Below are 26,642 nucleotides of genomic sequence, written 5' to 3' on the forward strand. Positions count from 1 at the left end.
TTTATTAATAATTATATTAATTTATTAATGTTTACTATCAATCTCCTGCAAACATATAACCTTCACCATGTACGGTAACAAATATTTGCGGGTTTTTAGGGTCATATTCCATTTTGGCTCTAAGACGTCTTATCAATACATCTATGGTTCTATCATTTGGCGCATCGACACGATGGCTAATCATATTTAAAATACGATCACGACTGAGCACTTTGTTTGAATTAGAAGAGAGAGCAACTAACAACTCATACTCTGCCTTAGTCAACTTAACTGGGATACCATCTTTGCTTAAAGCTCGACGTTGGATATCAAAGACCCACTCACCGAAATGAACTAAAAACTCTGAGTTCTCCTCTTTTTCCGCTTCCGAAGGAGGGTTACGAACAAGAGAAATACGCCATAACAGATTCTTAACTCGTACCAGCAACTCCCGTAACTCAAAGGGTTTCGTGACATAATCGTCAGCGCCCATCTCCAAACCAACAATTTTATCTATGCTATCGGTGCGTCCTGTAACAAGAATAATTCCGATGTCTGATTGAGTGCGAAGCTCTCTCGTCAACATCAAACCATCTTCTCCAGGCAGGTTTATATCAAGCATGACCAAATCTATACGGTGTTCCTGTAGAACCGCTCTCATGCTATCACCGTTTTCAGCTTCACTTACATGGTAACCTTCATTTTGGAAATACCCGACTAATTTACTTCGGGTAACTACATCATCTTCAACTACTAATACGTGACTGCTCATAACCATGACTTTTATTATTCCTACGTTAAGATGCATTCTATTTATATTTATTAACAATTCTAGCTTAGATTAAAAATTTAGTGCTGTTTTTTGATTTTTGTTGACAGAGAGCAAGTATTTGACCTTGTGTTAATTATTTCCCATTTTTTATCATATTTTTTCATAATTTAAGTTAGTTCTATTCATATTTTTTGCATACAATTATACCAAGGTTATTTATTTAGGAATTAAGAGATGGAAGAGACAAAGGCGTTTAACGAAAAGAGAGCAGAAATCTATTGGTGGCTTTCCAGCATCTTCGCCAAAGAACTAACAGAACAAGATCTTCAAGCTTACCACTCGGCTGAAATTCGTTCGTTCTTAACCGGTTTAGGAGAGAATGACGTTCTTAAACCGTCAATCGACAAATTGGTAGATGCGTTAAACCGACTTCAAGATCGCCCAGATGTTGAACTAGAACTAGCCGCTGATTTTTGTGGGCTATTTTTAACCACAGATAAAACGGGAGCTCTACCCTACGCTTCAATCTATATTGGAGAACAAAAGCTTCTTAATGATAAACCGGCACAAGAGATGCAGCAGCTAATGCTTGATCATGGCGTTGATGTAAAAAAAGGCTTAAATGAACCTGCCGATCATATCGCGATTGAACTGGATTTCTTAGGTAATATGATTATCCGTAGTAATGAACTAGAAAAACTGGAACATATCGACAAAGCACTACTAGAACAGAAAAAGTTTATAGAAAAATATCTTTTAAGCTGGTTCCCACAATTTAGTAAAAAATGTGTTGAGTTTGATGAGTTTGGTTTTTATGCCAGCGTTTCAGAACTACTAGTCAGTTTCTGTCAACTCGATTGCGCCTACCTATCTGGTGAATGATCCATAAGCAAATGTGATCAAAAACCAATAAATTAAGGTGAATACTTTGTTATTGGCAAGAAAAACAGCTAAAATATCGACGCAAACGATTAGAACTAATGTAAATGTAAACCGCTATTGACTAGCGGTTTTTTGTGTTTCCAGCGCAAATATTGATGATTTTAATAGTTGTCTGAACATTTATTAAAGCATCAGAGTAATAGGAAAGCTTATGGCCACCATTAAAGACGTAGCACGCATAGCAGGTGTATCCACCACCACAGTATCCCATGTAATTAATAAAACGCGATTTGTTGCCGAAACAACTCAGCAGAAAGTAATGGATGCAGTAAAAGAACTTAACTACGCCCCAAGTGCAGTAGCAAGAAGTTTAAAATGTAATACCACCCGAACTATTGGCATGCTCGTTACGCAATCAACAAACCCATTTTTGGGTGAGATTGTCGATGGTGTTGAAAGCTATTGTTACCGCCAAGGTTATACCTTAATTCTTTGTAACACGGGTGGCATTTATGAGAAGCAGAGAGACTATATACGCATGCTGGCTGAGAAGCGCGTCGATGGCATGTTTATTCTCTGTTCGGATTTCACAGATGAGTTACAAGAGATGTTGGATGCTCATGGCACGATCCCAAAAGTCGTCATGGACTGGGGTCATGGCGAGTCAAAATCTAACGAAGTGTCCGATAAAATTATCGACAACTCAGAAGAAGGCGGATACATCGCGACCAAATATCTTATTGAGAACGGTCACACCAATATCGCTTGTTTAAGTGGGCACTTTGATAAGAAACTCTGCATTGAACGTTCTCAAGGCTATCGCCGTGCACTAGAAGAGAATGGTATTCCATTTGACCAGAGCAAGATTCTTGAAGGCAACTTTGAGTGTGATACTGCCGTTGAGGCCGCAGACAAAATCTTAGCCATGGACGACAAACCAACTGCCGTATTCTGCTTTAACGATACTATGGCACTAGGTTTGATGAGCCGATTGCAACGTGAAGGGATGAGAATTCCAGAAGATATCTCAGTCATTGGATACGACAATATCGATCTGGCGGCCTATTTTTCTCCACCTTTAACGACTATCCATCAGCCTAAACGTCGCGTAGGTAAAACAGCTTTCGAAATTTTGTTAGCTCGCATTAAAAACAAAGAACATGAAAAACGTGTATTCGAAATGCAACCTGAATTAGTCGTACGTGACAGCGTTAAAAGCATTAAATAACAAAAATTAGGCACTGTAGATAAGTAATTCCACCAGTGCCGAGTTTACGCACCACAAATTCAAGTGCTATTTACACAGCAACGAATAGGTAATTGAGCAAAAACCAAAATGAGAGTAAGATCACATTAAGAAAGCCAGTAAGTGATCTTTGTTCAAATTTTGACTATATTTAACATGTCACGATCAGGGCAAACCATTTGAAAAGATGGGACGCAAAGCCTCCGGCCTTAACATTTTTGAAAGGTAGCGGGGTTGCCGAAGACGAATTGGCGACGATAAAATGGATTATTTACTTGTTTTTGACAAGAACATCCTTTGCCGTTGTTAATTTCTCGGTACTGAATTGGTTGATGCAACTTTCTAACCCGAGACTAAGCAGATGGATAAACCAGTACTTAAGAACTCACTACAACTATTTGAACAATTTGGTAAAGTCAAATCACGTTCAATGTTTGGTGGGTTTGGTATTTTTGTAGACGAGATAATGTTTGCTCTCGTTGTACAAGATTCCCTTCATATACGAGCAAATGACATCACCACCGATCAATTTAAAACAGCTGGCTATAAGCCATATGTTTATAAAAAGCGTGGTTTTCCTGTCGTTACTAAATATTTTGCCTTGCCTAATGAAATGTGGAACGACACTGAGCAGATAATCACTATCGCGTCGTTTGCATTAGAGCATGCAAGAAACGAAAAATCCTCTCACGCAGAGGAAAAACCGACAAGACTTAAAGATCTACCTAACCTACGCTTAGGTACAGAACGTATGCTTAAGAAAGCAGGCATTACATCAGTCGTCGATCTTAGAACCGTCGGTGCGGTAGGAGCCTATAAAGCCATTCAATCAAGCCACCCCGACACCGTTAATTTAGAACTTTTGTGGGCTTTAGAAGGCGCTTTAAACGGCACTCACTGGTCTGTTATTTCGCAAGAGAGACGTGCGGAGCTAATGCAGGCGCTGAGTTAACGATAGACAGTTGTAACTTAGGCTAAATAGTGAAATACCGCTGACTCGTTCAGCGGTATTTTTATATACTCAAGTAACCTTTTGCTTATAGTGTTGAAAGTTTTTTGCTGTCACTCCTGTCTTAATAGCTAGTGAACATAATTTGGATAAACAGAATGAATAAAAAACTCATCATTGGCGTACTACTTGTTGCTCTCATTGCTATTTTAGCCACACAATTTGGCCAGTACTTAACACTCGAAAATGCCAAAGAGCAGCAAGCGTTACTTGCGGATTACATTGAGAACAACTTTATACTCGCCTCCGCAATTTACTTTTTTGCCTATATATTTATTACCGCATTTTCCATTCCTGGGGCGGCAGTAGTGACTCTTCTTGGAGCGGCTCTGTTTGGCTTTGTAACCAGCTTAGTTTTAGTCTCTTTCGCCAGTAGTATTGGTGCTACCTTGGCCTTTTTAAGTAGCCGCTATCTATTGCGCGACTGGGTACAAGGAAAATTTGGCAATAAACTCAAGACCATTAATCAGGGAGTGGAGAAAGACGGCCCCTTCTATCTCTTCTCACTACGCCTGATACCCGTGTTTCCGTTTTTCTTGATTAACTTACTTATGGGATTAACACCGATATCAACGGCTCGATACTATTTAGTAAGCCAGCTAGGAATGCTTCCGGGAACAATTGTTTTCCTCAATGCTGGTACACAGTTAGCAAATATAGACAGTTTGTCTGGAATTGTTTCACCAAGTGTTCTGGCTTCCTTTGTTCTTCTTGGCTTGTTCCCCGTGATTGCCAAGTGGATTATGAAGAAGCTCCGTCCTAGCAAACCTGCTGCAGAATAGCACGATGAAAATATATACTGCCGGCAACCCCACTGAAGCGCATATAGTATGTGAGCTGTTAAAGCAGCAGCGCATAGCCGCAGAAGTTCGTGGCGATGGCGTGTTTAGCTTAAAAGGTGAATTGCCGTTAACGGACGATAGCGATCCTTATATCTGGTTAATGGACCTATCGAAATCAGAATTAGCGAGCCAAGTTATTGAAGAGTTCCGCTCAGCGCCAATTACGTCCGCTGAGTGGCAGTGTAAAGAGTGTAACGAACGAAACGAAGGGCAGTTTGCTCTGTGCTGGTCTTGCGGCACGTCAGCGCCTGAATAGGCGCTGATATTGAGATAACGTCTGTTATGTTTGATACTAGGCGGAGTGAATTTGCTGTTGGATAAAGTTTATCGACTTCTCATTAAATTCTTCCGCTTTCTCCACATTACAAACATGACCACAGTTGGAAATTTCATGCAGAGAACTGTAACGGTGCAAAGCCACCATCTCTTTAACAGGTTGGATAAACATATAGTCTCTATCCCCCATTAAGTACAGCGTGGGAATCGCTAACTCTCTATCCTTAAAGTACCTCATCATCGGATTCACTTCCGCAGCCATTATAAACCAACGTTTAAACTCTTTTTGACACAGCTTTTTGGCTTCTCGAATAAACAGATGGCGAGACTCTTTTTGATTCTTTTGTGGCATAACTATGTAGGCAAATAAGCTGTACAACCACATATAGGGCACAATATGTTTCGCCGAGTTACCTAGCCGAACAAGCACTTGAGAACGGACATCCAATCGCGTGATAGCACCACCCAATACCATGGTGAGTACTCGGTTTCCTGCTAACTCAGCAAGGTTACGTACGATAATCGTCCCTAGGGACATGCCAACAAAATGGGCAGATTGAATTTTTAGATGATCGAGAACTTGGAGTATATCAACAGTCACATCCTTAAACGTGTAATGATGAACCATTAAATTCTTAATAAGATTATTGGATTTACCATGCCCTCTTAAATCTATAAGCAATAGATTAAAATGAGCTTTGTAGGCTTTGATCTGCTTAAACCAGATAGAAGAACTGCCACCAGCACCATGAACAAACACAACCCAATCTTTGCTGGTAGGATGGTGAAAAGTTTTATGAAATAGTAACGCTTCTGACATATCTTCCAAGTGTTATCGGCTATTGATGGTAATTAGCTTATCACAGCTATAGCGGCCTATTCCATACTCATATTGACGAAACGCCATACGATATATGCTCAGTTGACTACAGCTTTCAATTAAGTAAATAAGGGCACAAAGTCCCTTATTTACTTCAGCAGACATTATATTATCTATTTAATGCGGCTTGATACATTTCTAAGTAACTTACTGCAGAGCGTTCCCAACTAAAATCTTGTCTCATCGCTCTAATCTGCACTTCACGCATGGTGTCGATATCCTGCAAGAAGAAAATCAACGCTCTTTGCATCGTAATGAGCAGGTCTTTCGCGTCTGGATAGTGAAAACCAAAACCCGTCGCACTGAGTGGGTTACGATCATAATCAAGCACCGTATCTTTCAAGCCACCCACTTCGCGAACAATCGGTAATGTCCCATAAGCCATGCTATAAATCTGATTTAAACCGCACGCTTCAAACTCTGACGGCATCAAAAAGAAATCTGCGCCAGCTTCAACAAGGTGAGCCAAGCGATTACTGTATGCTTGTACAAAAGCAAACTTATCAGGATAATCAGCGGCTATTTCTGCAAGCTCGTTAGCGATATCCGGATCACCGGTACCAACAATAACCACTTGCACATCATTACTTAAAAAAGATCGCAAGATAGGCAGGATATAGTCAAAACCTTTCTGGTGAGTAAGCCGGCAAACCATACCAAACATTGGCTTATCACATTTAACCAGATCCGTTTCTTGTTGCAGAAGATGTTTTGCCGATAACTTACCCGCTAACATGGAATTTTCTTCACTGGAGTATCTTAAAGGAAGAAACTCATCATGTTCCGGATTCCATTCACTATAGTCGCAACCATTCAATATACCGCAAAGATCATCCGCACGACGATTAAAGTCATCAACCAAGCCATGAGAGCCCAACGGAGTCAGTAGCTCCTGAGCATAGTTAGGGCTGACAGCGTTGATCTTATCTGCATAAGCCAAACCGGCTCTTAGCATACCAACGTGAGAATGGCTGTAGCGCAGATGTTCCATACCAGCCAATCTAAGCTCTGGAATGATACTCAACTCATCATAGGAGTATATGCCTTGGAAAATGGCATTGTGCACCGTGAGCACGCTACGTACATGATCAAAACGTTTATCATAGCGATAACGCGTTTTCAGTAAGAACGGCACTAACCCTGTATGCCAATCATTGGCATGTACAACATCCGGTTGTATGCCAAGCTTAGCAAGGCAATCCAATGAAGCAGAAGAGAAGAAAGAGAAGCGCTCACCATTATCAGCATAAGCAACATTGTTTTCGGCATAAAGCTCTGGGCGATCAAAATACTGAGGACAGTCAATGGCGTATACCGCCACACCATCTAACTCAAGTTTCTTAATTTTATAGGGAATATGAGGCCAAAAATCCAACTCTGTAGAAAGCAGTGTCTCTGCTTCCGAAATCCCCGGTAATCCGCTATAACCTGGGATAACAATTGAAACTTGATGACCTAAATTTTGTAGCGCTTTAGGAAGGGCTTTCGCCACATCCGCTAAACCACCACTCTTTACTAAACCTTGTGCTTCAGATACCACAAACCAAATTTTCATTTGTTCCATTCTAGAACCCAACTTTTGTTCCTTTAGCTATTACAACAATCCCTTCTGGAGATACGCTAAATCTCTGCGCATCCAAAACTGGATCTTCACCTATAACCGTTCCAGGGGCAATTTCTACATGCTTATCAATGATAGTTTTACGAATTCGACACTCCGAACCTATTTTTACATCACCAAGCAATATAGATTCACTAATGTCTGTTCCTGCAGCAAGATTACTTCTGTAGCCCAAAACCGATTTATAGACACTTGATCCCTGTATGTAGCTTCCTCCTGCAATTAAGCTATCCGTCACTTTTGTTTCATGGTTATCCATATCAACAAACGTTGCAGGCGGCAATGGAGGAAAATACGTATGTAATGGCCATTTACGGTTATATAGTGAAAACTGAGGATCTGTATCAAGCAAATCCATATGTGCTGACCAATAAGAGTCTATCGTACCGACATCTCGCCAATATGTCGCTTCTTTTTCACCTGTGATGTGATTCGTTGAGAAGTCATAAACATAGACATCCCCTTCTTTAAACATCTTCGGGATAATATCTTTACCAAAGTCGTGGCTTGATGATGTATTTGCAGCATCTTCTCTCAGTTCTTTACACAAAGGATCGCAATCAAAAATGTAATTTCCCATTGATACTAATGCTAGATCTGGATGACCCGGTATTGACTTAGGGTTAGCGGGCTTCTCTTCAAAGCCGATCATTTGGCCATTATCATCCACTTCAATCACGCCAAACTGAGACGCTTCAGAAAGAGGCATTCGCAGTGCAGAAACCGTAAGCTTGGCAGATACTCTACGATGAAAATCGAGCATCTGGCGTATGTCCATCTTATAAATATGGTCAGAGCCGAAAATACAGACTTGCTCCGGTTCGGCTAACTCAATAAAGCTGATGTTCTGATAAATGGCATCCGCTGTTCCTTCATACCAGCGTTTTCCGTCTCGCATTTGCGCAGGGACCGTATCAATAAAACGGTCGGTAATACCAGATAAATTCCAGCCCTTTTTCATATGCAGATACAGCGACTGTGATTTAAATTGCGTGAGTACGTATATTCTCATTAAATCGGCATTTACAAAATTATTAAGTACAAAATCGATTAACCTGTAGCTACCTCCAAAAGGCACCGCAGGTTTCGTTCTACTGCTTGTTAACGGCATCAACCGTGAGCCTTCACCGCCCGCCAATATCATACTTAGCACACCTGCCATTCTGCTCTCCCATATAAATCACTAATTAGTGGAATGATCTCTTCTCTTTCCTCTCCACACTCTTTCATCTAGTTAGAACAAACATAACAACACTTCTACCATTAAGAAGAGTTGTTTGCTGGACGAAAAAGTAGAATGAATGAGATCAATCTTAGACATATTTTTTAGTTCAATTATGAGAATAGTGCTAAAGAAGAAATTACACAAAATTCAAACAGTAAAAAAAAAGGTGGCACAATGGCCACCTTCTCTATCAACGTTTACTGCGTTGCCAATAAACTACTTTTTCTTTTTGCGTTTATCGGTTATTTCCCACTTGCCATCGATATACAGAGCGGTCCAGCCTGAAGGCTTTCCATCGATTTCAGAGCGAACATAATTCTCTTTAGATTTACGGCTAAAGCGAACCACCGTTGGACGACCATCTGGGTCTTCCGTTGGTGCAGAGGTTAGATAAGCGTACTTTTCAGAGATGCGTTCTTTATATTGCACCAACTCACTGACTAACGGAGCACGGGTTTCTCGTGATTTAGGGAAGTTGCTTGCTGCCATAAACAGACCTGACGCCCCATCACGCAATACAAAGTAGGCATCCGAGTTTTGACATGGAAGCTCAGGGAAATGTACCGGATCTTCTTTTGGAGGAGCCACTTCACCGTTTCTCAAGATCTTACGTGTGTTCTTACATGTTTCGCTTGTGCAATCCATGTACTTACCAAAACGGCCATTTTTAAGCACCATATCAGTTCCACACTTGTCACACTCAACCACCGGACCATCATAGCCTTTTAGCTGAAACTCACCATGCTCAACAACGTAACCGTCACAGTTAGGGTTGTTACCACAAACATGCAATTTCCGCTTATCATCGATAAGATAAGCATCCATAGCCGTTTCACACTTAGGACAACGTTTTTTGGCTCTTAAAGCCGCAGTCTCAACGTCTTCTTCTAGAACATTGATAATGCCATCTTCATCACCTAAGTTAACCGTCGTCTTACAACGCTCTTTTGGTGGCAAGGCATAGCCTGAACAGCCTAAGAACACGCCTGTAGACGCGGTACGAATACCCATTTCTCGGCTACAAGTTGGACACTCAATATCCGTTAAAACGATATTGTTTGGTCTCATGCCACCTTCGTCAACGTCTAGCTCAGCTTTACCTAAGTGATTTGAGAAATCACTAAAGAAGTCATCAAGCACCGTTAACCAACCCGCTTTACCATCTGCAATCTGGTCAAGTTTCTCTTCCATTCTTGCAGTAAAGTCGTAGTTCATTAAGTCGTCAAAGCTGTCATCTAGGCGATCGGTAACAATCTCACCCATTTTCTCAGCATAGAAACGGCGCTGATCAACTTTAACGTAGCCTCTATCTTGAATGGTAGAAATAATAGAAGCGTAGGTAGATGGTCGGCCAATGCCTTTTTTCTCTAACTCTTTAACCAAAGCTGCTTCGGTAAAACGCGCTGGCGGCTTGGTAAAGTGCTGCTTCGGATCCAGCTCCACTAGATTTAAGCTATCACCAATCTGAACCGCAGGTAATATTTGGTCTTCGTTTTTACCCATAGGGCGCTGAACTTTCGTCCAACCATCAAACTTAAGAATACGTCCCTTCGCTTTTAAGGTGTACTCATCAGCTTTTACGCTCACAGTTGTTGAATCGTATTTTGCCGCCGTCATTTGACAAGCAACAAATTGATTCCAGATTAAAGCATAGAGTTTATGCGCATCCGCTTCCATTCCTTGCAAATCATCCGCTTTAACTTCAACGCTAGAAGGTCGAATCGCTTCGTGCGCTTCTTGAGCACCTGCTTTGCTGCCATAAACTTTGGCATTTTCAGGAAGGTAGTTATTACCGAAATTATCCGCAATGTAGCTGCGAACAGCCTCAACCGCTTCTCCACTTAGGTTAGTAGAGTCGGTACGCATATAGGTGATGTAACCCGCTTCATACAGACGCTGAGCAAGCATCATGGTTTTCTTAACACCATAGCCCAGTCGTGTACTTGCCGCTTGCTGCAAAGTAGATGTGATATACGGTGCCGATGGCTTACTTTGGGTAGGCCTATCTTCCCGCTTACACACTTCGTAGCTGGCGTTTTGCAATACGGTAACGGCTGCTTTTGCTTCCGCTTCGTTTACTGGCTTAAAGCTAACACCTGCTTTTTGCGCCACCATAAGGCGAAAATCGGTGTTATCGGCTGTTTTCGTATCTGCGTGAATATCCCAAAACTCTTCAGGAATAAAAGCATTAATCTCTCTTTCACGTTCCACCAGCAGTTTAACGGCAACAGATTGTACTCGGCCTGCAGAAAGTCCACGAGCGACTTTTTTCCACAGTAACGGAGAAACCATAAAGCCAACAACACGGTCCATAAAACGACGTGCTTGCTGTGCATTCACGCCATCCATGTTTAATTCACCGGGCGCTTGGAATGCTTGCTGAATAGCATTTTTTGTAATTTCGTTAAACACAACTCGCTTGTATCGCTGTTCATCGCCGCCGATGATCTCACGAAGGTGCCATGCGATAGCTTCTCCTTCGCGGTCCAAATCGGTTGCGAGATATACGTTATCAGCGTCTTTGGCGAGTTTCTGCAATTCTGCTACGACTTTTTCTTTGCCGGGAAGAATTTGATAGTTAGCATCCCAATTATGATAAGGATTGATCCCCATCTTTTTAATCAGGGCTTTTTGCTCTTTCTCTTTCTTGATACGAGCTTTTTCTTCAGGACTCATACCCTTTGTCGAAATTGCCGCCGCCTTCTGACCATTACTCTGGCCTGCCGTTGGTAGATCTCTAACGTGACCTACACTGGACTTAACAATAAAGTCTTTACCAAGATATTTGTTGATGGTTTTTGCCTTGGCTGGTGACTCCACTATAACAAGTGACTTACCCATAATTGATTCTGACGTCCTCAATCATTGCGATGGCTGTATATTCGATATGCGGTTTAACAATAAAAATAACCGCGCTAATTTAGTCGTTCTTTTTTTACTATTGAGCGAGAGAGCAAGAAGATCAACCAATTTTTTTTATTTTGCTGCTATCTGGTCGACAAATAACCAGTTACGAAAATGGAAATAATCGACAATGGCTCAATCGCGCACATAGTAATCAGCTGATATTGCTTTACCTAACTAGAAATATAATTCTATGCCGTAGTTCACATTTTTTCTTCTGTATGACAATGAATTACACCGAAATTTAACAATTACCCACAATGGAAACTTTGTCTCCAAAGCAAGCAAAGGTGTAAACTAAACTAATAGCTTAGAACAGGAAACCATAATGAGTGAAAAAAAATCCATCAGTTCTTTTGAATTACTGTTAATTGCCAACCAACTAATACAAGACCATGACAACTATATTGAAGGAATGCGGGCAGAGTCTGTCGAGGAAAAAGAGGGAGTGTTGGTATTTAAAGGGAACTACTTTCTAGATGACAACGGATTACCAACTCCAGCAACAACGGAGGTATTCAATATGTTTAAATACCTCGCTCATCAACTGTCACATCAATTTACAATTACAGATCAATAATCCCCCCTGCGAACAATCGCAGGAGGGTCATTAACTATTACTGACTTAACTGCTCTAACTTATTGAAGTAATCAGGAAATGTTTTAGAAGTACAGCCGGGATCATTAATGGTAACGGCTGTATCACTTAATGCGACTAACGAGAAACACATCGCCATTCGGTGATCATCATAAGTATCAATTGCCGCATGTTTTAATGATGCGACAGGCGTAATAACAATATAGTCTTCACCCTCTTCCACGATAGCACCTAACTTTCTAAGTTCGGTGGCCATAGCAGCCAGTCGATCTGTCTCTTTTACCCGCCAGTTATAAACATTGCGAATGGCTGTCGTACCTTCAGCGAACAGTGCTGTCGTGGCGATAGTCATTGCAGCATCAGGAATATGGTTAAAATCCATGTCTACCGCTTTCAGTTGACCACAACGAGAGATTACATAGTCATCACCCCAATGAATTTCTGCGCCCATTTTCTCTAGAGCATCAGCAAACTGGATGTCGCCTTGAATGCTGTTTTTTCCTATACCGGTAACTTTAATCTCTCCGCCTTTGATTGCAGCGGCGGCTAAAAAGTAAGAGGCAGATGAAGCATCACCTTCTACCAAAAACTGTCCAGGAGACACATAATGTTGGCCAGAAGGGATTACGAATTCCGCGTAATTGTTATTGATCACCTCAACACCAAACTGCTTCATTATGTGCAGCGTAATATCGATATAAGGTTTAGAAACTAACTCCCCTTCAATCTCAATGGTGATTTCGCCATCCGCTAAGGGGGCTGACATAAGAAATGCCGTCAGAAACTGGCTAGAAATCGAGCCATCAATCGTCACTTTGCCCGACTGTAATCCAGTACCAGTGATCTTCAATGGTGGATAGTTGTCATTTTCTAAATATTCGACATCAGCCCCTGACGCTCTCAAAGCATCCACCAGATGGCCAATTGGTCGTTCCTTCATTCTTGGCTCACCAGTAAGAACAAACTCCCCTTTGCCGATGCATAGCGCAGCAGCAAGCGGTCTCATCGCCGTTCCTGCGTTACCAAGGAACAGTTCCACCGCGTGTTCAGAGTTAAATGGGCGACCAAGCCCTTGAACTTCACAGACGGTCTTATCGTCAGACAGTTGATACTCAACACCAAGCTGGCTTAATGCTGTCAACATATGTCGAATGTCGTCGCTGTCTAGTAAATTGGTTAGTGTGGTTTTTCCAGTGGCAAGAGCGGCCAAAAGCAAAGCTCGGTTTGATACACTTTTTGAACCGGGTAGATTAACTTCACCATTAACCCGGTGAATAGGTTGTAACGTAAGGCTTTCCATTGAGGTTTTTCGTCCTTAACGATTTCGCTAAAGGGTGCGAAACAATAATTCTTCGTTGCAACAGACTATCTAAAAATTTTTGTGATCGCTAGCAAAAAACATCAATCATTCACTTATGCAAATGAAAACGCTAAAATCAGGATTTACATCTGAAGTGACGGGATTTTCCGCCATGACTATCTATTTGCCTGAGCTTGATCACTACTCTCTCTCCTTTCCTTCGCCAAGGGAAGCACTTCGAGAACCAAATGGCCTACTCGCCATGGGAGGAGACTTACGCCCTGAACGCCTGGTTAAAGCCTATCAACACGGTATATTTCCATGGTATTCCACCGATGAACCCATATTATGGTGGAGCCCTTCGCCACGAGCAATCTTTGTTGCGAACGAGTTTTCTGCGGCAAAAAGTTTGCGAAAGTTCTATCGAAAATCCAATTATAAAGTCAGTATCAATCTTGCTAGCGAGGAGGTCATTCGCCAGTGTGCAGCAATGCGCAGTGAAGAGGAAACTTGGCTAGACGATAAAATGCAGCAGGCATACAGCCAGCTGGCTAAACAGGGAATATGCCATTCTGTAGAAGTATGGCAAGAGAACAAACTAATCGGTGGTTTATACGGTGTTCTGGTCGGTTCGATGTTTTGTGGTGAGTCTATGTTCAGCAGGCAAACCAATGCTTCAAAGATTGCCTTGTGGGCATTCACAAAGCATTTCGTTGCGCATGGTGGTAAGTTTATTGATTGTCAGGTATTGAATCCCCATACTGCCTCCTTAGGTGCAAAGGAGATAACTCGAGATGAATATTTGGCAAAACTCGCCTATTGTAAAAAGAGTAAAACCAACCAACACTGTTTCACTCCTCAATGGTTGACCACATTTAATAATGGAGATAACTGAGTGCCATCAGACAAGCGTCAAATCAAAATAGGCCTGTCCAAAAATTCCACTTGTAACTATATTAGCAGCCGATCAGAACGCGTCGCGGTTGCGTTAGACGATGCTATGCATACAACATCCGGTTACGAATTGCTGCTTGCTAACGGTTTTCGTCGTAGCGGACAGACGATTTATGCGCCACACTGTGAGATGTGTAATGCTTGTCAATCTATCCGAGTCTCTATCCTCGACTTTAAGCCGTCAAAAAGTCAAAAGCGAATCCTTGCGAAAGCAAAAGAACAAGCTCTTCACTGGCAAGTAAAAACCGAAATGGATAGCGAATGGTTTGAGCTGTACAGCCGTTATATTACTGCCAGACACGCAGATGGAACCATGTTTCCTCCACAAGAAGAGGTGTTTTCTGAATTTTCTCGCTGTGAATGGCTAAAAATAGATTACCTTCATATCTACCAACAAGATAAACTTGTTGCCATCGCCATAACGGATAATTTGACCCATTCGGGTAGTGCTTTTTATACTTTTTTCGACCCAGAGTTCCCTTTATCTCTAGGCACATTGGCGATCCTTTACCAGTTAGAACACTGTGTTGAACAGCAAAAACAGTGGCTCTATTTGGGCTACCAGATTGACGAATGCTCAGCGATGAATTATAAAGTGCGCTTTCAACGCCATCAAAGGCTAGTAAATCATCGATGGCAAGGGTAGAATACCGCCCAACTTTATATTTCTAAATTTTTCGGCACTGTATGCCGAGAATTATTGCCTTATTTCTAAAGAGGATTAAATGGCTAAAGAAGACGTAATTGAAATGCAAGGAACTGTCCTTGATACTCTGCCAAATACAATGTTTCGTGTTGAGCTAGAAAATGGTCACGTTGTGACGGCTCATATCTCAGGTAAAATGCGTAAAAACTACATTCGTATTCTGACTGGTGACAAAGTTACTGTAGAGATGACTCCATACGACCTATCTAAAGGACGTATCGTTTTCCGTGCTCGTTAATACTCTCAGAGTAACCCATTAAAAAAACGGAGCTAATTGCTCCGTTTTTTATTTGCCTATCTAGGGCGTGTTGATCTTTCAATATCGCCCTAGTATATCGCGACACTAACCTTAGTGAACCGCTTCTTCTTGTTCATTCAGATAATGAAACTGTAGCTCTTCATTCTCAAGCTCAACTTTAACCGTACCACCATTGACCAAAGAACCAAATAGCAGTTCATTAGCAAGCGGTTTCTTCAAGCTCTCCTGAATCACTCTACCCATAGGTCTTGCCCCCATCGATTTGTCATATCCTTTATTTGACAACCAATGGCGAGCGTCTTCAGACACTTCTAGAGAGACGCCTCTCAAGTCCAACTGTGCTTGCAGCTCAACGATAAACTTATCCACCACCTGATGAATCACATTCTCATGCAAGCTGTTAAACCAGATAATGTTATCTAACCTGTTTCTAAATTCAGGAGTGAAGACCTTTTTAATCTCAGCCATCGCATCATGGCTATGGTCTTGTTGGATAAGACCAATGGATTTCTTCACGGTTTCCGCCACACCAGCATTGGTGGTCATAACCAAAATCACATTGCGAAAATCCGCTTTTCGGCCATTATTGTCCGTCAACGTGCCGTTATCCATCACCTGAAGAAGCAAGTTAAAGATATCTGGATGGGCTTTTTCAATCTCATCCAATAGCACCACAGCGTGAGGATGTTTAATCACCGCATCCGTTAGCAAGCCGCCTTGATCATAACCGACATACCCCGGAGGCGCGCCGATTAAACGGCTCACTGAATGACGTTCACCATACTCAGACATATCAAAACGCAATAGTTCGATTCCAAGCATTTTCGCTAACTGCAAGGTAACTTCCGTTTTGCCAACCCCTGTTGGTCCGGCAAATAAGAATGAACCGACTGGACGATTATCAGCCCCTAAGCCAGCACGAGTCAGTTTAATGGCCTCACTTAGCGCTTCTATGGCGTTGTCCTGCCCAAACACCATCATCTTCATCTTATCGCTCAAGGACTGGAGTATGTCTTTATCCGAGGAGGAGACGGACTTTTCAGGAATCCGAGCCATTTTAGCCACCATAGACTCAATATCCGCTACACCAACGGTTTTCTTCCGTCTGCTTGCTGGAGCCAATCGACTGCGAGCACCGGCTTCATCAATAACATCAATCGCTTTGTCTGGCAGATGACGCTCATTGATATACTTAGCTGATAACTCTACCGCCGCCCGTAATGCCTTGTTGGTATAACGAACTTCATGGTGCGCTTCATATTTAGGCTTAAGCCCCATCAATATTTTTGTTGTGTCATCTAACGATGGTTCTATCACATCAATTTTTTGGAAACGTCTGGAAAGCGCGCGCTCTTTTTCAAAAATATTGCTGTATTCTTGATAGGTTGTTGAACCAATACAGCGTAACTTACCGCTGCTCAAAAGCGGCTTAATTAGATTCGCAGCATCTACCTGTCCACCAGACGCAGCACCTGCACCAATAATGGTATGGATTTCATCAATAAATAAAATAGCGTCTTGTTCTTTTTCCAACTGCTTTAAGATGGCTTTAAATCTTTTCTCAAAGTCACCACGATATTTCGTTCCAGCCAGTAGCGAACCAATATCTAATGAATAAATGATACTGTCTTGGATAATCTCAGGCACTTGCCCTTCAACGATTCGCCACGCCAGACCTTCGGCAATCGCGGTTTTACCCACTCCGGCCTCACCAACCAGCAATGGATTGTTTTTTCTTCGGCGACACAACACTTGGATAGTGCGTTCTAACTCTTTGTCCCGACCAATTAATGGGTCAATATGACCTTTCTTCGCCGCTTCATTTAAGTTTGAGGCGAACGCTTCTAATCGCTCTTCGGCTGGTGTTTCATCTGGCGTGGATTCACTGCCAAAGATGTCCGAAGAGGCGCTGTCATCACTGCCTGAAGATTTGCTGATGCCATGAGAAATATAGTTGACGATATCAAGGCGACTGACATCATGTTTCTTCAATAGATAGGCAGCATGCGACTCTTGTTCACTAAAAATGGCAACCAATACATTGGCACCGGATACCTCATTACGACCTGACGATTGCACATGAAAAACCGCACGCTGCAATACGCGTTGAAAACTCAATGTAGGCTGAGTTTCTCTGCTTTCGTCGTTTTCAGGAATAAGGGGAGTGGTTTGATCAATAAATGCGTCGAGTTCAGTTTTTAACACATCAATATCAGCTTGGCAGGCCTTAAGTGTTTCTCTTGCTGCTTCGTTCTCTAATAAGGCAAGTAGTAAATGTTCTACCGTCATAAACTCATGACGTTTATCTCGAGCACGGGCAAACGCACCGTTCAAACTCGTTTCTAGTTCTTTATTTAGCATAAGGACCTCCCTCAAAGAGCAGCCTATGTTGTAATGGTTAATACATTTGTTACGCCCTTTCCATCGTACATAACAGCGGATGCTCGTTTTCCTTAGAGTACATAGTGACTTGCATCACTTTTGTCTCAGCAATTTCAGCAGAATATGTTCCGCAAATTGCTTTCCCTTCATAATGCACTTTTAGCATTACTTGTGTTGCCTTCTCCAAATCCATGGAAAAGAATCTGTCGAGTATCTCAATAACAAAGTCCATTGGCGTATAATCGTCATTGTTTAAAATAACGTTGTACATCGATGGTGGCTTTACCTTTGTCTGTTCTTTCTCCAGTAAATCTGAGTCTGGAGTTACCCATTCATATTGTTTGCTCATTCTGACTACAATTGTTCGAAAAGCTGAAAAATAACTTTTCTTTAACTTAGAGACTAATTCACCAATTGTATCCCTGCAAATAAAACTTTGCCATCTTTTCGCTTTAAGGTGCTAACTGCTCAAAAGCTAATCAAACTCACAAGATGCCGTTTTATATATGTGCAACTTTGCACAACAGATCACAAAGTTAGAAATATGTTAACAAAATACGCCTTATGTTGCATTTAATGTAACAAAAAATCTCACTTAGCTATTGACTGTCTCGATTCATTGGCTAAATTGTGTGCTGTAGTGAATAAAATTTGGCAGCGTCTGAATTATCTTTCACACAACTCTGGGAATCGACGTCATTCTCAGACAACAACTTCAGTTACAAAATGCAATGAGGGATGTATAGCATGGCTACCGGTACAGTTAAGTGGTTCAACAACGCCAAAGGATTTGGATTTATTTGCCCAGAAGGTGAAGATGGTGACATCTTTGCTCATTACTCGACAATTAAAATGGACGGTTACCGTACATTAAAAGCGGGTCAGCAAGTATCTTACGAAGTTGAACAAGGACCTAAAGGCTACCACGCAAGTGCAGTAGTTCCTATCGAAGGGCAAATGGCAAAATAATAACGCTGCCAATAAAGCAGTATGTTCAAGTAGGTTTTCATCCATAGATTAAAACCATCTATTGAACAATATCTATAGACGAAAAGAGCCTGCATATAGCAGGCTCTTATTTTATGTCCGCGATACTCAGATCGCGGAAGGTCACTAACCGATAATATCGTTTAACAACTTGCTTGGTCGCATTAACTTAGCCACTAGAGCATCGTCAAGGGCATAGTAACCGCCTAGCTCACCTTTCACACCTTGAGCTTGATTCAACTCTTCTACAATCGCAGCTTCATTTTCAGATAACTTCGCAGCGATAGGCGCAAATTCAGCGGCTAATTCTGCATCATCCGATTGTGCTGATAAAGCTTGAGCCCAGTAGCTCGCAAGATAGTAGTGACTGCCTCGGTTATCTAACTCGCCCACTTTTCGAGAAGGTGACTTATTAGAATCCAAGAACTGACCAGTTGCCGCATCTAACGTGTCCGCCAATACCTTAGCTTTGTTATTACCGCTAACAACGCTTAAGTGCTCAAGTGACGCCGCCAAGGCTAGGAACTCACCCAATGAGTCCCAACGAAGATGGTTCTCTTTTTCTACCTGTTGAACGTGTTTAGGTGCAGAGCCACCTGCGCCTGTTTCAAACAGACCACCACCATTCATTAGTGGCACAATTGAAAGCATTTTCGCAGATGTACCTAACTCTAAAATCGGGAAAAGATCCGTTAGATAGTCACGTAGAACATTGCCTGTTACTGAAATCGTATCCAGACCTTCTTTGATGCGAGCAAGTGAGAACAGCGTTGCTTCAATCGGCGATAGAATCTTAATCTCTAATCCATCAGTATTATGCTGAGGTAGATAAGCATTCACTTTTTTAATCAGCTCGGCATCATGAGCACGATTCTCATCAAGCCAGAATACCGCCGGCGCACCTGATGCACGAGCACGAGTAACAGCCAGTTTCACCCAGTCTTGGATTGGTGCATCTTTAACTTGGCACATACGGAAAATATCACCTTCTTCAACGTCTTGTTGTAGAAGAACCTCTCCTGATGCATTGGTCACTTTAATAACACCCGCATCTTTCAAAATGAAGGTTTTATCGTGCGAGCCATACTCTTCCGCTTTTTGAGCCATCAAACCTACGTTGGGTACACTGCCCATTGTAGTAGGGTCAAATGCACCATTTATCTTACAGAATTCAATTACTGCTTGATAAACACCGGCATAACAGCGATCTGGAATCAAAGCTTTGGTGTCTTTCTGTTTACCATCTGGTCCCCACATTTGACCTGATGCACGAATCATTGCAGGCATTGAAGCATCAACAATCACATCACTAGGAACATGTAGGTTAGTAATACCACGGTCAGAATCTACCATTGCTAAAGGCGGTTGAGTGTCATATACCTTCAGTAATGCTGCTTCTATCTCTTCTTTCTGATCTGCAGGTAGAGATTGAATCTTCGCATAGACATCACCAATACCGTTATTAACATCCACGCCCAACTGCTCAAAAAGATCACCGTATTTAGCGAAGACGTCTTTGTAGTAGACTTTAACTGCATGACCAAATATAACTGGGTCAGACACTTTCATCATGGTGGCTTTTAAGTGTAGAGAAAGCAGAATATCTTGCTTTTTCGCTTCTTCTATCTCTTTCTCAAAAAAGGCAACCAAGGCTTTCTTGTTAAGTACAGAAGCATCGATAATTTCACCGTCTTGCAGTGCTAGCTTATCTTTTAGTACTTGCGTAGAACCATCGGCTTTATGCAGTGTAATCGTTGCGTCTGTTTCGCCACCAATAGTGACCGATTTTTCACTACCAAAGAAATCCTTGTCAGACATACTCGCGACATGAGAGAGCGAATCTGTAGCCCAAGCCCCCATAGAGTGTGGATTTTTCTTCGCATAGTTTTTAACTGATGTAGGCGCTCTGCGATCAGAGTTACCTTCACGTAATACAGGGTTAACTGCACTACCTTTGATTTTGTCATAGGTTGATTTGACTGCTTTTTGCTCATCAGTTACCGCTTCTTCAGGGTAATCTGGCAAGGCGTATCCTTTCGCTTGTAGTTCTTTAATCGCAGTGTTTAATTGTGGGATAGAAGCAGAAATATTAGGAAGTTTGATAATATTTGCTTCTGCAGTTTTCGCTAACTGACCTAACTCAGCCAGAGCATCACTTATTTTTTGTTCATCATTTAGATACTCAGGAAAGTTCGCAATAATACGACCGGCAAGCGAAATGTCACGAGTATCAACATCAATACCAGACGATGCAGTAAAGGCTCTTATAATGGGCAACAATGAGTAGGTCGCCAAAGCTGGAGCTTCATCTGTAATGGTATAAATGATTGTTGGTTTTTCTGTAGGCATGAAATTTCCCTATAAAAATTAACAGGCTATATTGGATGAGAAAACAGCCTGGTTGATTTGACATAAACAATAATCTAAAACATCCTCACACATGTTTATGCTTGACTGCTCGTTATATTGATTAGCAATACGGTATTACTAGTCTCTCCTTGAGCAATATTTTTCACGTATAATTAAACAAACTCAGACAGTTAGTTTATCATTACGTACTTCGTTCCGGTTTGTAGGCGCGAAAATAATAGCTTAAAACGTCAAATTTTCAAACTTTAACAAACAGTTTATTTACATAATTGTAAGGTAGTTAACATGTCATCTCGCTTGCAGGGCACTCATGCGCGCAAATCTTCCTCAACAAAACCGGCACATTTAAAACGCAAAACAAGCAGCAGCAAACAGAGAGAAAAGAAGCGCCACACCAAAAAAACCATTACTGCCAGTGAACGAAAAGTCATCGTATTTAACAAACCTTACGACACGCTAAGCCAATTTACCGATGGTGATGGACGCACTACCCTTGCAGATTATATCCCGATTAAGGAAGTCTATGCGGCAGGAAGATTAGACCGAGACAGTGAAGGGTTAATGGTGCTTACTAATGATGGTGTATTTCAAGCCAAACTCACCCAGCCCGATGCTAAGTCGGCAAAAACCTATTGGGTTCAGGTTGAAGGTGCGCCAACGGAGTCCGATCTGGATAAACTGCGTAAAGGCGTAGTACTGAAGGATGGACTGACCTTGCCTGCGAAAGTCGAAGTAATGTCTGAACCAGATGTCTGGCTTCGTAATCCACCCGTCCGTTTTCGTGCTGCAATTCCAACCACATGGATTGCAATCACGATTACTGAAGGAAGAAATCGCCAAGTAAGGCGTATGACCGCCAATATCGGTTTCCCTACCCTACGGCTTATCCGTTACTCGATTGGTGAATTCTCGTTAGGCTCTCTTCAACCCGGTGAATGGCAACTGATTACAGGTGAGTAATCAGCCGCTACTGGGTTATGCCGCTTCTCTGTTAGTTACTCACCTTCCATGAATCCAAGGTCTGGCAATTGGCTAAGGTGGTTTGCATAGCGCTTTTGGTTAAACTCAACACCATTTTTCATTACATCAAACACTTCCACAGAAAGTGCACATGCCATTAACGCCAGAGCATCTTCTCTTGGCGTTCCTGTCATCATTAAACGCATCAGTGTTTCTTTAACCTGCTTTGGTTCACCGTCTTGCAGCTGATTTTCTATCGTCTCAATCAGCACTGCTTCATCAATAATGTCGTTTGACTCACTCATGTCATTAGTTCCTATTCAATTTGCATCGCACTATGACATTAATGTTGATCCGATGTAAGCGTAAATTAAACAATACGCTTACTCTGGCTACTTCGACGCAAACAAAAACTGTGAACTGCATCGCGGAACTGTATCCTTGAAAATCTTTCTGGTAGAATCAGCGCCCGTGTACTATTAGTGGTAAATACAAATGTCTGATAACAGCCAAAAGAAAGTCATTGTCGGTATGTCCGGCGGTGTTGATTCATCGGTATCTGCTTACCTTCTTCAACAGCAAGGCTATCAAGTTGAAGGTCTTTTTATGAAGAACTGGGAAGAAGATGATGGTGAAGAATATTGTACGGCAGCAGAAGATCTCGCTGACGCACAAGCTGTTTGTGACAAACTTGGTATTTATCTGCACACCATCAATTTTGCAGCGGAGTACTGGGATAATGTATTCGAGTACTTCTTAGAAGAGTACAAAGCGGGACGAACCCCTAACCCAGATATTCTTTGCAACAAAGAGATCAAATTCAAAGCCTTTTTAGAATTCGCTGATGAAGTGCTCGATGCCGACTATATCGCTATGGGTCACTATGTTCGTCGCAGTTTTCCTACTGACGGTAAACCTCCTCAAATGTTGAGAGGCCTCGACTCTAACAAAGATCAAAGCTACTTCTTATATACTTTGAGTCATCAACAAATTAGTCGCAGTCTATTTCCTGTCGGAGAGTTACAAAAACCAGAAGTAAGACGTATTGCTGAAGAGCAAGGACTGATTACCGCAAAGAAAAAAGACTCTACCGGAATCTGTTTTATTGGTGAAAGAAAATTTACTGAGTTTTTATCTCGTTATTTACCTGCGCAACCGGGCAAAATTGAAACACCACAAGGCGACGTTATCGGCGAACACCAAGGATTGATGTATCATACTCTTGGCCAGCGTAAAGGGCTGCACATTGGCGGTCAAAAAGGTGGTGGCGGTAATGAAGAACCTTGGTATGTGGCAGAAAAAGATCTGGAGCGCAACGTTTTAATCGCAGTACAAGGCGCCGACCATCCGTTATTGAAATCTCAAGGTCTTATTGCTTCGCAGTTGCATTGGGTCGATCGTAACATTGTGTCTCAACCTTTGGCATGCACAGTAAAAACTCGTTATCGTCAAACCGATATTCCATGTACAATCATTGCCATTGATGACGACAACATTAAAGTCATTTTTGATCAGCCTCAGGTTGCAGTAACGCCGGGCCAATCAGCAGTATTTTATAAAGATGATGTTTGCCTAGGTGGCGGTATCATCGAAAGCAAAATCTAATTTAATTATTCAATAGGAGCTTTACGTGGCTAATTCACTTTATGATCGTACTATCGCTTTTGCAGGAATGTGCCAAGCGGTTGCTTTAGTTCAGCAGGTAGCAAAAGACGGTTATTGTGATACTGACGCGTTTAAAACTTCCGTTAGCGCCATATTAAATATCAATCCTAGCAGCACGTTAGATGTTTACGGAAACGAGTCCAACCTCAAAGTTGGGCTTGAATGTATGGTAAAAGGCATAGACAGCACCCCATCAGGCAGTGAAATCACTCGCTACATTATTAGCTTGATGGCTCTGGAACGAAAACTAAATGAGAAGAAAGAGTCAATGGCTCAATTGGGTGATCGTATTCAGATGGCAGAACGCCAAACGGAACATTTTGACTTGTTCGATGAGCAGATGATAAGCAATATCGCCAGCATCTATTTAGATGTTATTAGCCCAGTGGGTCCTCGCATTCAAGTAACAGGCACCCCATCTGTTTTGCAACAAACCTCCAATCAACACAAGGTTCGAGCCCTGCTGTTATCCGGAATTCGAAGCACTGTGCTTTGGCGTCAAGTTGGCGGCAAACGTCGTCATATGGTGTTTGGCAGAAAGAAAATGGTTGAACAAGCCCAAATTTTACTCGCAAGACTTTAAACTCAACAATCCCCATTTATTTAATTCAGGAGAATCAACATGGAACTGTCAGCATTGACTGCTGTTTCACCGGTAGACGGTCGTTACGGAAGTAAAACGATTGCGTTACGCTCATTCTTTAGTGAGTATGGTTTACTAAAGTATCGCACTATCGTTGAAATCCGTTGGTTACAGAAGCTTTCAGCAACGGATGCAATAAAGGAAGTTCCTGCTTTTAGTGATAAGGCAAATCAATACTTAAACGATATTGCCGATCAGTTTAATGAAGCGGATGCGCAACGAATCAAAGATATCGAACGCACCACTAACCACGATGTAAAAGCCGTGGAGTATTTTCTTAAAGAAAAAGTGGCAGATATACCCGAACTGCACGCAGTAAATGAATTCATTCATTTTGCTTGTACTTCTGAAGACATCAACAATACTTCTCACGCGCTGATGTTAAAAGAAGCACGGGATAGCGTTATTCTTCCGCAGATTAGAGAAGTGATCGATGCCATACGTCAGTTAGCTGAGGAGTACCGCGATATTCCTTTGCTATCTCGTACACACGGACAACCTGCATCTCCATCTACCATGGGTAAAGAGATGGCCAATGTTGCCTACCGTATGGAACGCCAATACAAGCAGATCGCTAATGTAGAAATCTTAGCAAAAATCAACGGTGCTGTTGGTAACTATAATGCTCACTTGTCGGCTTACCCTGAACTAGACTGGCACGCTTTTAGTGAAGAGTTTATTACCGATTCATTGGGTGTTAACTGGAACCCCTACACTACTCAAATAGAACCGCACGATTACATTGCAGAACTATTTGACGCCATTGCTCGTTTTAACACCATCCTGATTGATTTTGATCGTGATGTTTGGGGTTACATCGCGTTAGGTCACTTTAAGCAAAAAACCATTGCAGGTGAAATTGGCTCTTCTACCATGCCTCACAAAGTCAATCCTATCGATTTTGAAAACTCAGAAGGTAACCTAGGTTTAGCCAATGCCGTATTTGCTCACTTAGCGCAAAAACTGCCCGTATCTCGCTGGCAGCGAGACCTAACTGACTCTACTGTACTGCGAAACTTGGGCGTCGGTTGTGGCTACGCGATTATCGCTTATACTTCGACTCTTAAAGGCATTAGCAAGTTAGAAGTAAACCGTGAAGCATTATTGGCTGAACTGGATAAGAACTGGGAAGTACTGGCAGAACCCGTACAGACCGTTATGCGTCGTTACGGCATTGAAAAGCCATATGAGAAGCTAAAAGAGCTGACTCGTGGCAAGCGTGTTGATGGCGATGCTATGCGTCAGTTTATCGATGGTCTGGAGCTTCCTGAGGTAGAAAAGGAACGTCTAAAACAGATGACGCCAGCAAATTACATCGGACAAGCGATTGAGTTAACGGACAAACTGTAATTGTTCTTTAGCCAGCTAAAGTAAACTTAGCGCTACAACTTGATTAACTGTGAGGTCGCAATATGTTTGCGACCTTTTTTTTGGTTACTATTCGTATGCTCAAGTGACCTCAAGATGCGCTCTTAAAGAGTGAGTTATTTTGACTCCTGCTCTCTGTTACTGATTCTTGCCGTAAAATGACTTGAGTACGTCATATGAGGCTGTAATGAATATTGAATATATAAAAGACAATCAGGTAGATGAGCTGCTCGACAAAAAAATTCGTCGTCTACTCAGTCGCTGTTTTACCAATAGCGATGAAGCCATTTTCAAACAGCAACGGTATTATCGAGAAGTCCCCACCCACCGCTACCTAATTGTAAACAACCACTCAGAACTGATTGCTCATATCGCGGTACACGATAAACAAGTGTTGATTGATAACAATCCTGTTCCAATTGCCGGAATTGCGGAAGTGTGTGTTGATCCTAGTTATCGTCAGAGAGGTTGCGTCAGAAAACTGCTCAATCATGTACATCAGGATATCGAATCCCGGGGTATGTCCTATTCTATACTGTTCGGCGAAACATTCGTTTATCAGTCAAGTGGCTACCGCGAAGTCAGTAACTTATATGTCAAAGAGGCCACCTCAGTTAATGAACTCTGGCAGCCTGAACCAGCAATGATAAAAGAGATCACTCGTCCATGGCCGGATACCTTTCCAGTCAAGCTTGAAGGTTCAACCTTTTAGTAAATAATCCACCTGCAGAGCAGGTGGCTTTGACTGGCCCCCTATAAGGGGGCTTATTTAACTATCGAGCCCTAACAACATCTGGCGCTCTTCTTCTTCCTT

At 42.0% G+C, this 26,642-nt stretch carries 26 protein-coding genes and 1 riboswitch; of the genes, 15 read left to right on the forward strand and 11 right to left on the reverse strand.

Features of this window, described 5'->3' with window-relative positions; genetic code table 11:
• Positions 1 to 37: 37 nt before the first annotated feature.
• The gene (gene torR, locus F0227_RS17740; RefSeq protein ID WP_171754581.1) at positions 38 to 751 is read right to left on the reverse strand and encodes a two-component system response regulator TorR; all 714 of its coding nucleotides are present in this window, start codon (positions 749 to 751) and stop codon (positions 38 to 40) included.
• 234 nt (positions 752 to 985) lie between these two features.
• Between torR and torD the strand changes: the two genes are divergently transcribed.
• The 5 genes from torD to F0227_RS17765 all read left to right on the forward strand — a co-directional run bounded on the left by torD (position 986) and on the right by F0227_RS17765 (position 4,986).
• On the forward strand, positions 986 to 1,633 hold the full coding sequence (torD, locus tag F0227_RS17745) for a molecular chaperone TorD (RefSeq protein WP_171754582.1): 648 nt from the start codon (positions 986 to 988) through the stop codon (positions 1,631 to 1,633).
• A 211-nt stretch (positions 1,634 to 1,844) separates the two neighbouring features.
• Entirely contained in the window at positions 1,845 to 2,861 is a 1,017-nt protein-coding gene (locus tag F0227_RS17750; RefSeq protein ID WP_171754583.1) for a substrate-binding domain-containing protein, read from the forward strand.
• A 177-nt stretch (positions 2,862 to 3,038) separates the two neighbouring features.
• Positions 3,039 to 3,121, forward strand: a riboswitch (cyclic di-GMP riboswitch).
• A gap of 119 nt (positions 3,122 to 3,240) precedes the next feature.
• A complete protein-coding gene (locus F0227_RS17755) occupies positions 3,241 to 3,831 on the forward strand; it encodes a TfoX/Sxy family DNA transformation protein (protein ID WP_171754584.1) in 591 nt (196 codons plus the stop codon).
• 155 nt (positions 3,832 to 3,986) lie between these two features.
• Positions 3,987 to 4,670, forward strand: coding sequence for a TVP38/TMEM64 family protein (locus tag F0227_RS17760; RefSeq protein WP_171754585.1), 684 nt, complete (start codon positions 3,987 to 3,989; stop codon positions 4,668 to 4,670).
• A gap of 4 nt (positions 4,671 to 4,674) precedes the next feature.
• Positions 4,675 to 4,986, forward strand: a complete 312-nt coding sequence (locus F0227_RS17765; protein ID WP_171754586.1) for a DUF2007 domain-containing protein — start codon at positions 4,675 to 4,677, stop codon at positions 4,984 to 4,986.
• A gap of 36 nt (positions 4,987 to 5,022) precedes the next feature.
• Here the strand turns inward: F0227_RS17765 and F0227_RS17770 are convergent, their stop codons facing one another.
• The 5 genes from F0227_RS17770 to topA form a co-directional block, all read right to left on the reverse strand.
• Positions 5,023 to 5,826 (reverse strand): alpha/beta hydrolase, encoded by an 804-nt coding sequence (locus F0227_RS17770; RefSeq protein ID WP_171754587.1) that lies wholly within the window; start codon positions 5,824 to 5,826, stop codon positions 5,023 to 5,025.
• 12 nt (positions 5,827 to 5,838) lie between these two features.
• Complete coding sequence (locus tag F0227_RS17775; RefSeq protein ID WP_171754588.1) at positions 5,839 to 5,991, reverse strand: hypothetical protein; 153 nt, start codon at positions 5,989 to 5,991, stop codon at positions 5,839 to 5,841.
• A gap of 4 nt (positions 5,992 to 5,995) precedes the next feature.
• On the reverse strand, positions 5,996 to 7,450 hold the full coding sequence (gene glgA / locus F0227_RS17780) for a glycogen synthase GlgA (RefSeq protein WP_171754589.1): 1,455 nt from the start codon (positions 7,448 to 7,450) through the stop codon (positions 5,996 to 5,998).
• Between the two features lies 1 nt (position 7,451).
• Positions 7,452 to 8,669 carry a glucose-1-phosphate adenylyltransferase gene (gene glgC / locus F0227_RS17785; RefSeq protein ID WP_171754590.1) on the reverse strand — a complete coding sequence of 406 codons (1,218 nt, stop codon included), beginning with the start codon at positions 8,667 to 8,669 and terminating at the stop codon, positions 7,452 to 7,454.
• Between the two features lie 279 nt (positions 8,670 to 8,948).
• Positions 8,949 to 11,573: a type I DNA topoisomerase gene (topA, locus tag F0227_RS17790; protein WP_171754591.1), complete on the reverse strand. Its 2,625-nt coding sequence runs from the start codon at positions 11,571 to 11,573 to the stop codon at positions 8,949 to 8,951.
• A 391-nt stretch (positions 11,574 to 11,964) separates the two neighbouring features.
• Between topA and F0227_RS17795 the strand changes: the two genes are divergently transcribed.
• Positions 11,965 to 12,216 (forward strand): YciN family protein, encoded by a 252-nt coding sequence (locus F0227_RS17795; RefSeq protein ID WP_171754592.1) that lies wholly within the window; start codon positions 11,965 to 11,967, stop codon positions 12,214 to 12,216.
• Between the two features lie 37 nt (positions 12,217 to 12,253).
• Here the strand turns inward: F0227_RS17795 and aroA are convergent, their stop codons facing one another.
• Positions 12,254 to 13,534, reverse strand: coding sequence for a 3-phosphoshikimate 1-carboxyvinyltransferase (gene aroA, locus F0227_RS17800; protein WP_171754593.1), 1,281 nt, complete (start codon positions 13,532 to 13,534; stop codon positions 12,254 to 12,256).
• Between the two features lie 172 nt (positions 13,535 to 13,706).
• On the opposite strand from aroA, the gene aat reads away from it, so the two are divergent.
• The 3 genes from aat to infA all read left to right on the forward strand — a co-directional run bounded on the left by aat (position 13,707) and on the right by infA (position 15,432).
• Positions 13,707 to 14,429, forward strand: coding sequence for a leucyl/phenylalanyl-tRNA--protein transferase (gene aat / locus F0227_RS17805; RefSeq protein ID WP_171754607.1), 723 nt, complete (start codon positions 13,707 to 13,709; stop codon positions 14,427 to 14,429).
• Complete coding sequence (locus tag F0227_RS17810) at positions 14,430 to 15,134, forward strand: arginyltransferase (protein ID WP_171754594.1); 705 nt, start codon at positions 14,430 to 14,432, stop codon at positions 15,132 to 15,134.
• A 79-nt stretch (positions 15,135 to 15,213) separates the two neighbouring features.
• Positions 15,214 to 15,432, forward strand: a complete 219-nt coding sequence (gene infA / locus F0227_RS17815; protein WP_001040192.1) for a translation initiation factor IF-1 — start codon at positions 15,214 to 15,216, stop codon at positions 15,430 to 15,432.
• Between the two features lie 111 nt (positions 15,433 to 15,543).
• On the opposite strand, the gene clpA is transcribed toward infA, so the two are convergent.
• Both clpA and clpS read right to left on the reverse strand, forming a co-directional pair.
• Positions 15,544 to 17,814: an ATP-dependent Clp protease ATP-binding subunit ClpA gene (gene clpA, locus F0227_RS17820; protein ID WP_171754595.1), complete on the reverse strand. Its 2,271-nt coding sequence runs from the start codon at positions 17,812 to 17,814 to the stop codon at positions 15,544 to 15,546.
• 49 nt (positions 17,815 to 17,863) lie between these two features.
• Positions 17,864 to 18,184, reverse strand: a complete 321-nt coding sequence (clpS, locus tag F0227_RS17825) for an ATP-dependent Clp protease adapter ClpS (RefSeq protein WP_171754596.1) — start codon at positions 18,182 to 18,184, stop codon at positions 17,864 to 17,866.
• A gap of 398 nt (positions 18,185 to 18,582) precedes the next feature.
• On the opposite strand from clpS, the gene cspD reads away from it, so the two are divergent.
• Entirely contained in the window at positions 18,583 to 18,804 is a 222-nt protein-coding gene (gene cspD, locus F0227_RS17830) for a cold shock domain-containing protein CspD (protein ID WP_171754597.1), read from the forward strand.
• Between the two features lie 144 nt (positions 18,805 to 18,948).
• On the opposite strand, the gene F0227_RS17835 is transcribed toward cspD, so the two are convergent.
• Entirely contained in the window at positions 18,949 to 21,171 is a 2,223-nt protein-coding gene (locus F0227_RS17835; protein ID WP_171754598.1) for an NADP-dependent isocitrate dehydrogenase, read from the reverse strand.
• Positions 21,172 to 21,477: 306 nt separating this feature from the next.
• On the opposite strand from F0227_RS17835, the gene F0227_RS17840 reads away from it, so the two are divergent.
• Positions 21,478 to 22,152 (forward strand): pseudouridine synthase, encoded by a 675-nt coding sequence (locus tag F0227_RS17840; RefSeq protein WP_171754599.1) that lies wholly within the window; start codon positions 21,478 to 21,480, stop codon positions 22,150 to 22,152.
• Between the two features lie 35 nt (positions 22,153 to 22,187).
• Here F0227_RS17840 and F0227_RS17845 read toward each other — a convergent pair whose 3' ends face one another.
• Positions 22,188 to 22,457 carry a hypothetical protein gene (locus tag F0227_RS17845; protein ID WP_171754600.1) on the reverse strand — a complete coding sequence of 90 codons (270 nt, stop codon included), beginning with the start codon at positions 22,455 to 22,457 and terminating at the stop codon, positions 22,188 to 22,190.
• Between the two features lie 190 nt (positions 22,458 to 22,647).
• Here F0227_RS17845 and mnmA point away from each other — a divergent pair, with 190 nt between their 5' ends.
• From mnmA to F0227_RS17865, 4 genes are all read left to right on the forward strand, one after another.
• Positions 22,648 to 23,757, forward strand: coding sequence for a tRNA 2-thiouridine(34) synthase MnmA (gene mnmA / locus F0227_RS17850; RefSeq protein WP_171754601.1), 1,110 nt, complete (start codon positions 22,648 to 22,650; stop codon positions 23,755 to 23,757).
• A 25-nt stretch (positions 23,758 to 23,782) separates the two neighbouring features.
• Positions 23,783 to 24,400 carry a high frequency lysogenization protein HflD gene (hflD, locus tag F0227_RS17855; protein ID WP_171754602.1) on the forward strand — a complete coding sequence of 206 codons (618 nt, stop codon included), beginning with the start codon at positions 23,783 to 23,785 and terminating at the stop codon, positions 24,398 to 24,400.
• Between the two features lie 39 nt (positions 24,401 to 24,439).
• Positions 24,440 to 25,810, forward strand: a complete 1,371-nt coding sequence (purB, locus tag F0227_RS17860) for an adenylosuccinate lyase (protein ID WP_171754603.1) — start codon at positions 24,440 to 24,442, stop codon at positions 25,808 to 25,810.
• 205 nt (positions 25,811 to 26,015) lie between these two features.
• Complete coding sequence (locus F0227_RS17865; RefSeq protein WP_171754604.1) at positions 26,016 to 26,540, forward strand: GNAT family N-acetyltransferase; 525 nt, start codon at positions 26,016 to 26,018, stop codon at positions 26,538 to 26,540.
• Positions 26,541 to 26,642 lie beyond the last annotated feature (102 nt).

The sequence above is a fragment of the Vibrio sp. 99-8-1 genome (genome assembly GCF_013114595.1).
In the GTDB taxonomy this organism is placed as follows: Bacteria; Pseudomonadota; Gammaproteobacteria; order Enterobacterales; family Vibrionaceae; genus Vibrio.